13 protein-coding genes are annotated in these 14,221 nt (G+C 71.4%); 7 read left to right on the top strand and 6 right to left on the bottom strand.

Annotated elements, in window-relative coordinates:
• Positions 1–136 precede the first annotated feature (136 nt).
• The 3 genes from ACFYZY_RS09380 to ACFYZY_RS09370 all read right to left on the bottom strand — a co-directional run bounded on the left by ACFYZY_RS09380 (position 137) and on the right by ACFYZY_RS09370 (position 4,098).
• Positions 137–1,051 (bottom strand): Yip1 family protein, encoded by a 915-nt coding sequence (locus ACFYZY_RS09380; protein WP_388691317.1) that lies wholly within the window; start codon positions 1,049–1,051, stop codon positions 137–139.
• A 146-nt stretch (positions 1,052–1,197) separates the two neighbouring features.
• The gene (locus tag ACFYZY_RS09375) at positions 1,198–3,459 is read right to left on the bottom strand and encodes a (Fe-S)-binding protein (RefSeq protein ID WP_388691314.1); all 2,262 of its coding nucleotides are present in this window, start codon (positions 3,457–3,459) and stop codon (positions 1,198–1,200) included.
• Between the two features lie 57 nt (positions 3,460–3,516).
• Entirely contained in the window at positions 3,517–4,098 is a 582-nt protein-coding gene (locus ACFYZY_RS09370) for a sugar transferase (protein ID WP_388691311.1), read from the bottom strand.
• Between the two features lie 323 nt (positions 4,099–4,421).
• Here ACFYZY_RS09370 and dnaK point away from each other — a divergent pair, with 323 nt between their 5' ends.
• The 4 genes from dnaK to ACFYZY_RS09350 are packed head-to-tail and all read left to right on the top strand — an operon-like array spanning position 4,422 to position 8,570.
• Positions 4,422–6,266: a molecular chaperone DnaK gene (gene dnaK, locus ACFYZY_RS09365; protein ID WP_388691308.1), complete on the top strand. Its 1,845-nt coding sequence runs from the start codon at positions 4,422–4,424 to the stop codon at positions 6,264–6,266.
• On the top strand, positions 6,263–6,925 hold the full coding sequence (gene grpE, locus ACFYZY_RS09360) for a nucleotide exchange factor GrpE (protein ID WP_388691305.1): 663 nt from the start codon (positions 6,263–6,265) through the stop codon (positions 6,923–6,925). The genes dnaK and grpE overlap by 4 nt, the downstream gene beginning before the upstream one ends.
• Positions 6,926–6,955: 30 nt before the next feature.
• Entirely contained in the window at positions 6,956–8,122 is a 1,167-nt protein-coding gene (gene dnaJ / locus ACFYZY_RS09355) for a molecular chaperone DnaJ (protein ID WP_388691302.1), read from the top strand.
• Between the two features lie 4 nt (positions 8,123–8,126).
• Positions 8,127–8,570 carry a heat shock protein transcriptional repressor HspR gene (locus ACFYZY_RS09350; RefSeq protein ID WP_388691299.1) on the top strand — a complete coding sequence of 148 codons (444 nt, stop codon included), beginning with the start codon at positions 8,127–8,129 and terminating at the stop codon, positions 8,568–8,570.
• A gap of 61 nt (positions 8,571–8,631) precedes the next feature.
• Here the strand turns inward: ACFYZY_RS09350 and ACFYZY_RS09345 are convergent, their stop codons facing one another.
• Entirely contained in the window at positions 8,632–9,099 is a 468-nt protein-coding gene (locus tag ACFYZY_RS09345; RefSeq protein ID WP_388691297.1) for a hypothetical protein, read from the bottom strand.
• 5 nt (positions 9,100–9,104) lie between these two features.
• Complete coding sequence (locus tag ACFYZY_RS09340) at positions 9,105–10,088, bottom strand: helix-turn-helix transcriptional regulator (protein WP_388691294.1); 984 nt, start codon at positions 10,086–10,088, stop codon at positions 9,105–9,107.
• A 194-nt stretch (positions 10,089–10,282) separates the two neighbouring features.
• Between ACFYZY_RS09340 and ACFYZY_RS09335 the strand changes: the two genes are divergently transcribed.
• Positions 10,283–10,561, top strand: coding sequence for a hypothetical protein (locus ACFYZY_RS09335; RefSeq protein WP_388691291.1), 279 nt, complete (start codon positions 10,283–10,285; stop codon positions 10,559–10,561).
• Complete coding sequence (locus ACFYZY_RS09330) at positions 10,558–10,878, top strand: (2Fe-2S)-binding protein (RefSeq protein WP_388691288.1); 321 nt, start codon at positions 10,558–10,560, stop codon at positions 10,876–10,878. The genes ACFYZY_RS09335 and ACFYZY_RS09330 overlap by 4 nt, the downstream gene beginning before the upstream one ends.
• Before the next feature lie 198 nt (positions 10,879–11,076).
• On the opposite strand, the gene ACFYZY_RS09325 is transcribed toward ACFYZY_RS09330, so the two are convergent.
• Positions 11,077–11,481 (bottom strand): pyridoxamine 5'-phosphate oxidase family protein, encoded by a 405-nt coding sequence (locus ACFYZY_RS09325; protein ID WP_388691285.1) that lies wholly within the window; start codon positions 11,479–11,481, stop codon positions 11,077–11,079.
• Positions 11,482–11,624: 143 nt separating this feature from the next.
• Between ACFYZY_RS09325 and clpB the strand changes: the two genes are divergently transcribed.
• The gene (gene clpB / locus ACFYZY_RS09320; RefSeq protein WP_388691282.1) at positions 11,625–14,216 is read left to right on the top strand and encodes an ATP-dependent chaperone ClpB; all 2,592 of its coding nucleotides are present in this window, start codon (positions 11,625–11,627) and stop codon (positions 14,214–14,216) included.
• The last annotated feature ends 5 nt before the right edge of the window (positions 14,217–14,221 follow it).

The following is a 14,221-nucleotide window of genomic DNA, read 5'->3' as shown; positions in this document are numbered from 1 at the left end:
GCCCCCCCCGCCTTCGGCCCGGGGCCCCACCCCCCCGCCGCCGGGGGGGCCGGCGCCGCGGGGCCCGGCGCCCGCGCGGGCAAAGGGGGGGGCCCCCCCCCGGGGGGGGGCGCCCCCCCCGTCGTCCGCGCGTCCCCTACAGCGTGCCCAGCTTGATCAGGCCCAGGAGCGCCACCAGCTGGATCGCCGACGCGCCCAGGGCCTTCGGCCAGGGGAGGTCGTGGGAGCGGCTCACCATGGCGGTGAAGAGCACGCCCGCCGCCAGCCAGGTCAGCCAGCCGATGACCTGGACCAGGCCGTTCTCGCCGCCGAGGAAGAGCGCGAAGACCAGCCGGGGCGCGTCCGTGAGGGACATGATCAGCATGGACAGGCCGACGGTCGGCTGCCACATCCCGTCGCCGCCGAGCTGGCGGGCGAGGGTGTGGGTGACCGCGCCCAGGACGAGGCCGCCGACGACGAAGCCGAGGGCGACCATCAGGACGTACGGGATCACCGTCGACAGGGTGGCGTTGATCGCCTCCTCGCGGGCCGTGTCGAAGCCGAAGATCGCCAGCAGGCCGTAGAGGGAGGTGACGATCAGGGCCGGGCCCCAGACGGCGTGGTCCCGCATCCGCAGGAACGTGTCCGCCGGGCGCAGCACGATGCCGCTCAGGAGCGCCTTCCAGGGGAGCCGGGGGCCCATCGGGGCGGGCGCGGCGCCGGACGGGTGGCCCGCGGCCGGGCCGTACGGGTCGTCCACGCTGAACATCTGCGTGTGGCCCGGGTTGTTCGCCGCGGCCGCGTGCGGGTGCTGCGGCTGGTGCCCGTAGGGGTCGCCGAAGTACTCCGGCTCCTCGTGGGAGTGCTGTCCCTGCCGGCCCTGCTGTCCGTACCCCTGCTGCCCCGGCCCGTACCCCTGCTGCCCGTACGGCGCGGGGCCCCGGCCCTGCGGGGGCCACGGCTGCCGCGCGTGGGGCGGCGGCGGGGCCGCGTCGTACCCGTACGGCGCCTGCTGCGGTTGTTGTTGCGGGGGGCGGTTGTCCCGGCCGCGTCCGTTCCTGAATCCAGCCACGTCATTGAACGTACCCGCTCCCGCCGCCGGGGTGCTCCTTTGCGGCCGACCTGTGACATCCCCTAGGGGGCGGGGGCGGGAACGGCGACGGCCGCCCCGCACGACGTGTGCGGGGCGGCCGTTCTCCTACGGGTGCCGGGGGCGGGTCACGCGGCGGGCTCGGGCTCCGGCTCCGTCTCCTCCGCCGGCTCCGGGTCGACCGGGGTCTTCACCGAGTCGAGGAGCAGCTGGGCGACGTCCACGACCGTGACGGACTCCTTGGCCTTGCCCTCGTTCTTCTTGCCGTTGACCGAGTCGGTCAGCATGACGAGGCAGAAGGGGCAGGCGGTGGAGACGATGTCCGGGTTGAGGGACAGGGCCTCGTCGACGCGCTCGTTGTTGATGCGCTTGCCGATGCGCTCCTCCATCCACATCCGGGCGCCGCCGGCGCCGCAGCAGAAGCCGCGCTCCTTGTGGCGGTGCATCTCCTGCTGGCGCAGGCCGGGGACGGCGGACATGATCTCGCGCGGCGGCGTGTAGACCTTGTTGTGACGGCCCAGGTAGCAGGGGTCGTGGTAGGTGATCAGGCCGTCGACCGGGGTCACCGGGGTCAGCCTGCCCTCGTCGATGAGGTGCTGGAGCAGCTGGGTGTGGTGGATGACCTCGAACTCGCCGCCGAGCTGCGGGTACTCGTTGGCGATGGTGTTGAAGCAGTGCGGACAGGTGGCGACGATCTTCTTGGCCGACTTCGGCTTCTTCGTCGACTCGTCCTCGTCGTCCTCACCGAACGCCATGTTCAGCATCGCGACGTTCTCCTGGCCGAGCTGCTGGAACAGCGGCTCGTTGCCCAGGCGGCGGGGGGAGTCACCGGTGCACTTCTCCTCGCCGCCCATGATCGCGAACTTGACGCCCGCGATGTGGAGGAGTTCGGCGAAGGCCTTGGTGGTCTTCTTGGCCCGGTCCTCCAGGGCACCCGCGCAGCCGACCCAGTACAGGTAGTCGACCTCGGTGAGGTCCTCGACGTCCTTCCCGACGATCGGGACCTCGAAGTCGACCTCCTTGGTCCACTCGACCCGCTGCTTCTTCGCCAGGCCCCAGGGGTTGCCCTTCTTCTCCAGGTTCTTGAGCATCGTGCCCGCCTCGGACGGGAACGCGGACTCGATCATCACCTGGTAGCGGCGCATGTCGACGATGTGGTCGATGTGCTCGATGTCGACCGGGCACTGCTCGACGCAGGCGCCGCAGGTGGTGCAGGACCACAGGACGTCGGGGTCGATGACGCCGTTCTCCTCGACGGTGCCGACGAGGGGGCGCTCGGCCTCGGCCAGGGCCGACGCCGGGACGTCCTTCAGCTGCTCCTCGGTCGCCTTCTCGTCGCCCTCCATCGTCTTGCCGCCGCCCGCGAGCAGGTACGGCGCCTTGGCGTGCGCGTGGTCGCGCAGCGACATGATGAGGAGCTTGGGGGAGAGGGGCTTGCCGGTGTTCCAGGCGGGGCACTGCGACTGGCAGCGGCCGCACTCGGTGCAGGTGGAGAAGTCCAGGAGGCCCTTCCAGGAGAACTGCTCGACCTGGGAGACGCCGAAGACGGCGTCCTCGGCCGGGTCCTCCCAGTCGATCTCCTTGCCGCCGGTGGTCATCGGCCGGAGCGCGCCGAGCGCGGTGGAGCCGTCGGCGTTGCGCTTGAACCAGATGTTGGGGAAGGCGAGGAAGCGGTGCCAGGCGACGCCCATGTTGGTGTTGAGCGAGACCACGATCATCCAGATCATGGTGGTGCTCAGCTTGATCATGGCGAAGAGGTAGACCAGGTTCTGCAGCGCGGCGACGCTCAGGCCCTTGAAGGCCAGGACGAGCGGGTACGAGGCGAAGTACGCGGCCTCGTAGTGCTCGACGTGGTGGATCGCGCCCTCCAGGCCGCGGAGCACGTAGATCGCGAGGCCGATGGTGAGGATGACGTACTCGACGAAGTACGCCTGGCCGGCCTTGGAGCCGGCGAAGCGCGACTTGCGGCCCGCCCGGCCCGGGAGGCTCAGGAGGCGGATCACGATGAGGGCCGCGATGCCGAGGATCGTCATCGAGCCGATGAACTCGATGTACAGCTCGTACGGCAGGAAGCCGCCGATGACCGGCAGTGTCCAGTCGGCCCGGAACAGCTGGCCGTAGGCGGTGACGATCGTCGGCGGCAGGGTCAGGAAGCCGACCGCGACGAACCAGTGGGCGAATCCGACGATGCCCCAGCGGTTCATGCGCGTGTGGCCGAGGAACTCCCTGACCAGGGTCACGCTCCGCTGGTACGGGTTGTCGGTCCGGGTCCCGGCCGGGACGGGCTGGCCGAGCTTGAAGTAGTGGACGAACCGGCCGATGGCGCGAGCGAGCAGGGCAACGCCGACCACGGTCAGCGTCAGCGACACAATGATCGCGGCGAGTTGCATGACGGGCTCCTCGAGCGGGCCCGCTCAGTGCCTGAGCTGAGCCTACTAAGCGGTAACTTATCTAGTCCGTGCTGAGATTACCCGTTCGGGGCCCGTGGCGCAGCGGTCCTCGCGGTGATCTGTGTCGCTCAGGCGACCCTTGCCACGCGCGCCCGCGCGGGACGCCGCGCGGCGTCGGCGGACTGCTGGAAGCGTACGCGCCAGGACGGCCAGATCCATCCCGAGCCAGTGGTGGTCCACGTAGTGGAGGTCGAGCAGCTCGCGCTCCTCCCACGGCAGGTCCGAGCGCCCGCTGATCTGCCACGGTCCGGTCAGCCCCGGGCGTACGGAGAGCCGGCGGCGCCCCTCGCCCGCGCACTCGCGGTGGCCCGGGGTCAGCGGGCACGGCCCGACCAGCGACATCCGGCCCGCCAGGACGTGCAGCAGCAGGGGCAGCGCGGCCAGCGGGCTCCTCGTGCGGAAGGTCAGCATCGTGAAGGGCCGCCCCTCCAGGCCCGCCACCGTCCGGCGGCGCAGCACCGCGCCGCCGGGGGACGCCGAGCCGAGGGCGACCGACAGGGCGACGGCGGCGAGCAGCGGGGAGAGGACGGCGAGGAGCGCGAGGGCGCCCAGGACGTCGAACGCGCGCTTGGCCGTCATGCGCCGCTCCCTTCCGCGCGGGACGAGCGTTCGCCGCACGCCTCCGGACGGGGCGGGTGCTGCCCGCCCTCTCCGGGGGACGAACGGGAATCGTCGGATATTCATGGAATATGCCTGCTATGCCCGGGAAGGGGCCCCCGGACTCTCTCACGGGGCACCCCGCCAGGGCGGGGAATGACGCGCGCCCTCCCGTCGTAGCGGCTCTTTGAGCGAATGAAGGGGCGAAGAGTTGAGTCGACCAGACTCACGTCTGTTGACTCGACGCCGGGTGTGGTGCATCCTTGAGTCCGTACCACTCAAGTCAGGCAGCTGGAGGAATCGAAATGGCACGTGCGGTCGGCATCGACCTGGGCACGACTAACTCCGTCGTCAGCGTTCTGGAAGGCGGCGAGCCCACCGTCATCACCAACGCCGAGGGCGCCAGGACCACGCCGTCCGTCGTCGCCTTCGCGAAGAACGGCGAGGTGCTCGTCGGCGAGGTCGCCAAGCGCCAGGCGGTCACCAACGTCGACAGGACCATCCGGTCGGTCAAGCGCCACATGGGCACCGACTGGAAGATCGAGATCGACGGCAAGAACTTCAACCCGCAGCAGATGAGCGCCTTCATCCTGCAGAAGCTGAAGCGCGACGCCGAGGCGTACCTGGGCGAGAAGGTCGTCGACGCGGTCATCACCGTTCCGGCCTACTTCAACGACTCCGAGCGCCAGGCCACCAAGGAGGCCGGTGAGATCGCGGGCCTCAACGTCCTGCGCATCGTCAACGAGCCGACCGCGGCCGCCCTGGCCTACGGCCTCGACAAGGACGACCAGACGATCCTCGTCTTCGACCTCGGTGGCGGCACCTTCGACGTGTCCCTCCTGGAGATCGGCGACGGCGTCGTCGAGGTGAAGGCCACCAACGGTGACAACCACCTCGGTGGTGACGACTGGGACCAGCGCGTCGTCGACTACCTGGTGACGCAGTTCCAGAACGGCCACGGCGTGGACCTGTCCAAGGACAAGATGGCGCTCCAGCGCCTGCGCGAGGCGGCCGAGAAGGCCAAGATCGAGCTCTCGTCCTCGACCGAGACCACGATCAACCTGCCCTACATCACGGCCTCCGCCGAGGGCCCGCTCCACCTGGACGAGAAGCTCACGCGCGCCCAGTTCCAGCAGCTCACCCAGGACCTCCTGGAGCGCTGCAAGGTGCCGTTCCACAACGTCATCAAGGACGCGGGCATCCAGCTCTCCGAGATCGACCACGTCGTCCTCGTCGGCGGCTCGACCCGCATGCCGGCCGTCGCCGAGCTGGTCAAGGAGCTGACCGGCGGCCGCGAGGCCAACAAGGGCGTGAACCCGGACGAGGTCGTCGCCATCGGCGCCGCCCTCCAGGCCGGTGTCCTCAAGGGCGAGGTCAAGGACGTCCTGCTCCTCGACGTCACCCCGCTGTCCCTCGGCATCGAGACCAAGGGCGGCATCATGACCAAGCTCATCGAGCGCAACACCACGATCCCGACCAAGCGGTCCGAGATCTTCACGACGGCCGAGGACAACCAGCCGTCCGTGCAGATCCAGGTCTACCAGGGCGAGCGCGAGATCGCGGCGTACAACAAGAAGCTCGGGATGTTCGAGCTGACCGGTCTGCCGCCGGCGCCGCGCGGCGTCCCGCAGATCGAGGTCGCCTTCGACATCGACGCCAACGGCATCATGCACGTGACCGCGAAGGACCTGGGCACGGGCAAGGAGCAGAAGATGACCGTCACCGGCGGCTCCTCGCTGCCGAAGGACGAGGTCGACCGGATGCGCCAGGAGGCCGAGCAGTACGCGGAGGAGGACCACCGCCGCCGCGAGGCCGCCGAGTCCCGCAACCAGGGCGAGCAGCTCGTCTACCAGACCGAGAAGTTCCTCAAGGACAACGAGGACAAGGTCCCCGGTGACGTCAAGACCGAGGTCGAGGGCGCTCTCGCCGAGCTGAAGGAGAAGCTCAAGGGCGAGGACACCGCCGAGATCCGCACCGCCACCGAGAAGGTCGCGGCCGTCTCGCAGAAGCTCGGCCAGGCGCTGTACGCCGACGCGCAGGGCGCGCAGGCCGCCGGCGGCGACGCCGGTGCCGGCCAGGCGAAGGCGGACGACGACGTCGTCGACGCCGAGATCGTCGACGACGAGCCCAAGAAGGGCGGCCAGGCGTGACCGAGGAGACCCCGGGCTTCGAGGAGAAGCCCGACGTCCCCTCCGGCGCCACCCCTGACGACGCCGCCGAGGCCGTCGAGAACTCCGCCCAGGAGGACGCGACGGCCCCGGCCGGGGACGCAAGCAGCCAGAAGCCGGCCGGTGACGCGGGTCTCGTGGCCCAGCTGGACCAGGCCCGTTCCGCGCTCGACGAGCGCACCGCGGACCTCCAGCGGCTCCAGGCCGAGTACCAGAACTACCGCCGCCGCGTGGAGCGGGACCGGGTCGCGGTCAAGGAGGTCGCCGTCGCGACCCTCCTGTCCGAGCTCCTTCCCGTGCTCGACGACGTCGGCCGGGCCCGGGACCACGGAGAACTCGTGGGCGGGTTCAAGTCGGTGGCCGAATCGCTGGAGACCGTCGTCGCCAAGATGGGCCTGCAGCAGTTCGGCAAGGAGGGCGAGCCCTTCGACCCGACGATCCACGAGGCCCTGATGCACTCGTACGCGCCGGACGTCACCGAGACGACCTGCGTGGCGATCCTGCAGCCCGGGTACCGGATCGGCGAGCGGACCATCAGGCCCGCCCGCGTGGCCGTCGCCGAGCCCCAGCCGGGCGCGGCCCCGGCCAAGGACGAGAAGAAGTCGGCCGACGAGGAGAGCGGTGCCCCCGAAGAGGGGTGACGCAACGATCGTCCGGAAGGAGGGACGTCGATGAGCACGAAGGACTTCGTCGAGAAGGACTACTACAAGGTTCTCGGCGTCCCCAAGGACGCCACCGAGGCCGAGATCAAGAAGGCGTACCGGAAGCTCGCCCGCGAGAACCACCCGGACGCCAACAAGGGCGACACCAGGGCCGAGGAGCGCTTCAAGGAGATCTCCGAGGCGAACGACGTCCTCGGTGACCCCAAGCGGCGCAAGGAGTACGACGAGGCCCGCGCGCTCTTCGGGAACGGCGGCCTCAGGGCCGGCGGTCCCGGGGGCGGCTCGTTCAACTTCGACCTGGGCGACCTCTTCGGAGGCGCCCAGGGCGGGCCCGGCGGGTTCGGCGGTGGCGGCATCGGGGACGTGTTCGGCGGACTGTTCAACCGGGGCGGGGGCGGCGCGCGCACCCAGCCGCGGCGCGGCCAGGACATCGAGTCCGAGGTGACGCTCAGCTTCACCGAGGCCATCGAGGGCGCGACCGTACCGCTGCGGATGTCCAGCCAGCAGCCGTGCGCGGCCTGTTCGGGCACCGGCGACAAGAACGGCACGCCCCGGGTGTGCCCGACCTGCGTCGGCACCGGGCAGGTGTCGCGCGGCAGCGGCGGCGGCTTCTCCCTCACCGACCCCTGCGTGGACTGCAAGGGGCGCGGCCTCATCGCCGAGGACCCGTGCGAGGTCTGCAAGGGCAGCGGCCGGGCCAAGTCCTCCCGCACCATGCAGGTCCGCATCCCGGCGGGCGTCTCCGACGGGCAGCGGATCAGGCTGCGCGGCAAGGGGACGCCGGGCGAGCGCGGCGGGCCCAACGGCGACCTGTACGTCGTCGTGCACGTCGACGCCCACCCGGTCTTCGGCCGCAAGGACGACAACCTCACCGTCACGGTGCCGGTCTCCTTCACGGAGGCGGCGCTCGGCGGCGAGATCAGGGTGCCGACCCTCGGCGGTCCCGCGGTCACGCTCAAGCTGCCCGCGGGCACGCCGAACGGCCGGACCATGCGCGCCCGGGGCAAGGGCGCGGTCCGCAAGGACGGTACGCGCGGCGACCTCCTCGTCACGGTCGAGGTCGCCGTGCCGAAGGAGCTGGACGAGAAGGCACGCGAGGCCCTGGAGTCCTACCGCGAGGCGACCGCCTCCGAGGACCCGCGGGCCGAGCTGTTCCAGGCCGCGAAGGGAGCGTGACCCGGTGGAAGGGCGCCGACGCAATCCGTACGAACTGACCGACGAGTCGCCGGTGTACGTCATCTCGGTGGCGGCCCAGCTCTCCGGTCTGCATCCCCAGACCCTCCGTCAGTACGACCGGCTCGGCCTGGTCTCCCCGGACCGCACGGCCGGCCGGGGACGGCGCTACTCGGCCCGTGACATCGAACTGCTCCGCCAGGTGCAGCAGTTGTCGCAGGACGAGGGGATCAACTTGGCCGGGATCAAGCGCATCATCGAGCTGGAGAACCAGGTCGCGGCGCTCCAGAGCCGGGTCGCCGAGCTGTCGGCGGCCCTCGACGGCGCGGCGGCGGCGATGCGGCAGCGCGAGGCCCAGGTGCACGCCTCGTACCGGCGCGACCTCGTGCCGTACCAGGACGTGCAGCAGGCGAGCGCGCTGGTGGTCTGGCGCCCCAAGCGCGGCGAGTAGTCCCCGCGGTACGCGTGAGGCCCCCTCCACGACGGTGGAGGGGGCCTCACGCGCGTCCGGGTCAGGGGATCAGTCCGGAGACGATCTCGCCGACCGTCTCGAACCAGGGCGCGGCCCCCGTGCCGAACGCGGCGGCCAGGGCGGTGCCGAGGGCGATGTCGAGGGGGGTCGCGCCGGGCTCCCACGCGTCGATGACCCGGCCGTCGCCCGAGGAGGTCAGGGTGCCGGTCCGCCGCCCGTTCCGGAGGAACCGGCTGTCCTGGTGGCCGCAGGGGACCAGCCGGTGGCGGACGCCGCCGGTCCGTACGTCCACCCGGTAGGAGCGCCGCAGCAGCCGTCCCCGGGCGGGCCGGATCGCGGCGGGCTCCCCGTCCACCGTCAGGGTCAGCAGGGCCGCGCTGCGGGTCCCTATCGGGGTGTGGGCGTCGGGCCGGGTTCCGGGGGCCCGCACGAGTTCCACGGTGGGCATCCCGTGTCCGGAGACCCGCAGGGTGCCGGCGGGGCCGTCGAGTTCGGTGTGCGCGTACACGGCGGTCAGCCCTCCCGTTCGAGGAGGCCGGACTGGGCGATGAGGTAGCCGAGCTGGGCCCGGCTCCCGCTGCCGAGGGCGGTGGCGAGCTTGGCGATGTGGGCCCGGCAGGTGCGCACGTTCATCCCGAGCCGGCGGGCGATGGCCTCGTCCACGTGGCCCTCGACGAGGAGTTTGGCGATGGAGCGCTGGACGCCGCCGATGCCGTCCACGGACGGGCTGTAGGGGATCTCCTCCTCCCAGGGCACGCCGTGCAGCCAGAACTGGTCGAAGACGCCGACGAGGTACTGCACGAGCCCTTCGTGGCGCAGCTCCAGGGCGACCTGGCGGTCGCTGCGCGCCGGGACGAAGGCGACCTTGCGGTCGACGATGATCAGGCGGTCGATGATCTCCTCGAGGGTGCGGACCTCCAGGCCGTGGGGGCTGATGCGCTCCACGTACCCCATGGTCGCGGAGTGGTGGCGGGCGGTGTGCTGGTAGAGGGTCCGCATGCGTATGCCGCGCTCCACGAGCGGTTCCACGCGGCGCAGTCCCGCCTGGACGACCTCGGGCTTGCGTCCGCTGCCGGGCTGGATGGTGAGGAGTTCCTCGGCGCACTCGTTGATGACCCGGTCGAGGGTCGCGTTGATGAGGCTGAGGCCTTCGAGGACGGTGATGACCTGGGTGGCGGCCGGGTCGGGGGCGTGGATCGTCATGAACGGTTCGAACGTGTCGGCCAGGGATATGGCCTCCTGGCGCCGTCGCTGTATCTCCTGCTCGATGGGGTGGATCAGCTTGTTGAGCGCGATGGAGGGCGGGACGGGCCGCAGCCACTGGCTCTCGTCCGGGTCCGGGTGCAGCAGGGCGAGGTCGACCAGGCAGGGCGCCCGTTCGGCGTCCGTCCGGGAGACGCGGCCCGCTCTCAGCGCGGCGGCATAGAGGAGCCTTCCCGCGTCGCACAGCTCTTCCGGGCCGTGTTCGCTGCCCTTTTCGCAGCGTTTGGGCTCCATTTGCGCCCCCCTCAGGGTCCTGAATTACAGGAACATGATGCCTGGCGCTTCTGGTGGAAGGGTTCGGAGTGAGCCATCGTCTTATCTGCGGGGGAGGTAATGATCAAAAGAGGTGGAGATCGGCCATGACCAGGATGGTTCGTGCACTTGGCGGCATAGCTTTCGCGGCCGCGGCTACTCTCGGAATCTTCGCCGTGGGGGAGCCGACGTGGGACACGCCGCCCGCGGGCACCGTCGTCGCTCTTCCGGGTGAGCCGACCTGGGACGTCGCGCCGGCCAGGGGCTCGGAGCCGACGTGGGACGTCGTCGCCGCCGGTTACCCGGAGCCGACGTGGGACGCCCCGCCGGCCAGGGGTTCCGAGCCGACGTGGGACGTCGTCGCCGCCGGTTACCCGGAGCCGACGTGGGACGCCCCGCCGGCCAGGGGCACCGAGCCGACCTGGGACTCCGTCCGGGCGGGTGCGGAAGCGTGACCGTCCCACCGGACGACCGCAGGTTCCGCCGGGAGATGGCGTCGGCCTACCGCTCCGGCTGGCACTTCGTCGATCTCGCCACGGCCATCCCCCACCGCGGCGACTCGCTGAGGATCACCCTGTTCGGGGAGCCTGTCGTGGTCGCGCGGGAGCAGGACGAGGACGTCCGCGCGTACCGGTGCCTGCGCCGCCCGCGCGGCGCGCCGCAGCCCATCCGCTGTGCCGTCCGGTACGGCATGATCTTCGTCAACCTCGACCAGCGGGACCACCAGCTGATCGAACCCGAGACCATCACCGCCACCCCCCGCAGTGCCTGAGCGATCCCCCCGTCGTCATAGGTCGCCCAGGCACTTCCCCCACACAGCGGCGCCATCGCGGACCTGAAACGCGATGGCGCCGCTGTGCTGCGCGCGCCCGCCGGGGCGCCCTCCCGTTCGCGCGGCCCCGGCCCGTACGTCCGCCGCGTCCGGGGCCGCCCTGTCCCTATCCCCGTCCCCGCGCCCCGTCCCGCCGGATCAGGCGCGGCCCATCGCGCGGGTGAGGGCGATCTCGAGGACGACCCGGTCCGGGTTCGGGGACGGCGTGCGCCCGTACCGCTCGGCATAGCGGGCGACGGCGTCCGCCACCGCCTCCGGCTCCGTGCGGACGCGGGCGACGCCCTCCAGGGTGGCCCAGCGCCTCCGGTCGACCTGGCAGACCGCGACCCGCGCGCCCTCCGCGCCCGCCTCCAGGACGTGGGCGACCTTCCGGCTGTTCCTGTTGGTGATCACGCGCGCGTACCCGTTCTCGGGGTCGTACGTGACGCCGACCGCCACCACGTGCGGCGTGCCGTCCGGGCGGGGGGTGGTCAGGGTGCACATGTGGTGCTCGCGCCAGAAGGCGAGGTACGAGTCGGTGGGGTTCCTGGGGTCCGTTGCCATGACTGGAAACTACCCGGGCGGAATTCCCTCCTCCGACTTGAGCGAGCCTGACTCAAGTTTGTGTACTCTGTAAGGGTCATGGAAGTCGTGGATCCGTCACGGAGACCACGGAGGGGCCCGCACGCCGAGGAGGAGCACCGCACATGGACGCCGAACTGACCAACAGGAGCCGGGACGCGCTCAACGCGGCCGGCGGCCGTGCCGTGTCCGAGGGGCACTCGGACCTGACCCCGGCCCACCTGCTGCTCGCCCTCCTCGCCGGCCGGGACAACGAGAACATCACCGACCTGCTCGCCGCCGTCGACGCCGACCAGGCGGCCGTGCGCTCGGGCGCCGAGCGGCTGCTCGCCGCCCGGCCGAGCGTCACCGGCTCCACGGTCGCGCCCCCGCAGCCCGACCGCGAACTGCTCGCGGTCGTCGCGGACGCCACGCGGCGGGCCGGGGAACTCGGAGACGAGTACGTCTCCACCGAACACCTGCTCATCGGCATCGCCGCCAAGGGCGGCCGGGCCGGTGAGCTCCTCGCAGAACAGGGCGCGAGCGCCGAGAAGCTGCTCGCCGCCTTCGAGACGAACAGGGGAGGACGCCGGGTGACCACACCCGACCCGGAAGGGCAGTACAAGGCGCTGGAGAAGTTCGGCACGGACTTCACCGCCGCCGCGCGCGAGGGCAGGCTGGACCCGGTCATCGGCCGCGACCACGAGATCCGGCGCGTGGTCCAGGTGCTCTCCCGCCGCACCAAGAACAACCCGGTCCTCATCGGGGAGCCCGGCGTCGGCAAGACCGCCGTCGTCGAGGGGCTCGCCCAGCGGATCGTGAAGGGCGACGTCCCCGAGTCCCTGAAGGACAAGCGGCTGGTCTCGCTCGACCTCGGCGCGATGGTCGCCGGCGCGAAGTACCGGGGCGAGTTCGAGGAGCGCCTGAAGACCGTCCTCTCCGAGATCAAGGAGAGCGACGGCCGGATCATCACCTTCATCGACGAGCTGCACACGGTCGTCGGCGCGGGCGCGGGCGGCGACTCCGCCATGGACGCGGGCAACATGCTCAAGCCGATGCTGGCCCGCGGCGAGCTGCGCATGGTCGGCGCGACCACCCTGGACGAGTACCGCGAGCGGATCGAGAAGGACCCCGCCCTGGAGCGCCGCTTCCAGCAGGTCCTGGTCGCCGAGCCCACGGTCGAGGACACCATCGCGATCCTGCGCGGGCTCAAGGGCCGCTACGAGGCCCACCACAAGGTGCAGATCAACGACTCCGCCCTGGTGGCCGCCGCGACCCTCTCCGACCGGTACATCACCTCCCGCTTCCTCCCCGACAAGGCCATCGACCTCGTCGACGAGGCGGCCTCCCGGCTCCGCATGGAGATCGACTCCTCCCCCGTCGAGATCGACGAGCTCCAGCGCTCGGTGGACCGGCTCCGCATGGAGGAGCTGGCCCTGAAGAACGAGACGGACGCGGCGAGCAGGCAGCGCCTGGAGAAGCTGCGCCGGGACCTCGCGGACCGCGAGGAGGAGCTGCGCGGCCTCACCGCCCGCTGGGAGAAGGAGAAGCAGTCCCTCAACCGGGTCGGCGAGCTGAAGGAGCGCCTGGACGAGGCCCGGGGCCGCGCCGAGCGCGCCCAGCGGGACGGCGACTTCGACACCGCCTCCAAGCTGCTGTACGGGGAGATCCCGGCCCTGGAGCGGGAGCTGGAGGAGGCGTCCGAGGCCGAGGCCCGGCAGGAGTCCGCGAAGGACACCATGGTCAAGGAGGAGGTCGGCCCCGACGACATCGCGGACGTGGTCGGCTCCTGGACCGGCATCCCCGCCGGCCGCCTCCTGGAGGGCGAGACGCAGAAGCTGCTCCGTATGGAGGACGAGCTGGGCAAGCGGCTCATCGGCCAGAGCGAGGCCGTGCGGGCCGTCTCCGACGCCGTGCGCCGCACCCGCGCCGGGATCGCGGACCCCGACCGGCCCACCGGCTCCTTCCTCTTCCTCGGCCCGACCGGCGTCGGCAAGACCGAGCTGGCGAAGGCGCTCGCGGACTTCCTCTTCGACGACGAGCGGGCCATGATCCGCATCGACATGTCGGAGTACGGCGAGAAGCACTCCGTCGCCCGGCTCGTCGGCGCGCCCCCCGGCTACGTCGGCTACGAGGAGGGCGGCCAGCTCACGGAGGCGGTCCGCCGCCGCCCGTACAGCGTGGTCCTCCTGGACGAGGTGGAGAAGGCGCACCCGGAGGTCTTCGACATCCTGCTCCAGGTCCTGGACGACGGACGGCTCACCGACGGGCAGGGCCGGACGGTGGACTTCCGCAACACCATCCTGATCCTGACCTCGAACCTGGGCAGCCAGTACCTGGTCGAGCCGACGACCTCGGAGGAGGTCAAGAAGCAGCAGGTCATGGACGTGGTGCGGGCCAGCTTCAAGCCGGAGTTCCTCAACCGGCTGGACGACCTGGTGGTCTTCTCGGCCCTCGACCGGGCCGAGCTGGGCCGGATCGCACGGCTCCAGGTCGACCGGCTCGCCGGACGGCTCGCGGAGCGGCGCCTCACCCTGGACGTCACCCCGGAGGCCCTGGAGTGGCTGGCCGAGGAGGGCAACGACCCCGCGTACGGCGCCCGGCCGCTGCGCCGCCTGATCCAGACGGCGATCGGCGACCGGCTCGCCAGGGAGATCCTGGCGGGCGAGATCCGGGACGGCGACACGGTCCGGGTGGACCGCTCCGGGGACGGTCTGGCCGTGGGCCCGGCCCGCTGACCCCG

The sequence above is a fragment of the Streptomyces sp. NPDC001744 genome, from assembly GCF_042892575.1.
GTDB lineage: Bacteria > Actinomycetota > Actinomycetes > Streptomycetales > Streptomycetaceae > Streptomyces.
Note: the sequence above shows the minus strand (reverse complement) of the source record. Positions and strands in the feature narration are given on the sequence as shown.

Excerpts from the sequence above, each read along its gene's own strand:
- clpB (WP_388691282.1), top strand. The coding sequence starts at position 11,625 with ATGGACGCCGAACTGACCAACAGGAGCCGGGACGCGCTCAACGCGGCC.
- dnaJ (WP_388691302.1), top strand. The coding sequence starts at position 6,956 with ATGAGCACGAAGGACTTCGTCGAGAAGGACTACTACAAGGTTCTCGGC.
- ACFYZY_RS09340 (WP_388691294.1), bottom strand. The coding sequence starts at position 10,088 with ATGGAGCCCAAACGCTGCGAAAAGGGCAGCGAACACGGCCCGGAAGAG.
- ACFYZY_RS09325 (WP_388691285.1), bottom strand. The coding sequence starts at position 11,481 with ATGGCAACGGACCCCAGGAACCCCACCGACTCGTACCTCGCCTTCTGG.
- ACFYZY_RS09370 (WP_388691311.1), bottom strand. The coding sequence starts at position 4,098 with ATGACGGCCAAGCGCGCGTTCGACGTCCTGGGCGCCCTCGCGCTCCTC.
- ACFYZY_RS09375 (WP_388691314.1), bottom strand. The coding sequence starts at position 3,459 with ATGCAACTCGCCGCGATCATTGTGTCGCTGACGCTGACCGTGGTCGGC.
- dnaK (WP_388691308.1), top strand. The coding sequence starts at position 4,422 with ATGGCACGTGCGGTCGGCATCGACCTGGGCACGACTAACTCCGTCGTC.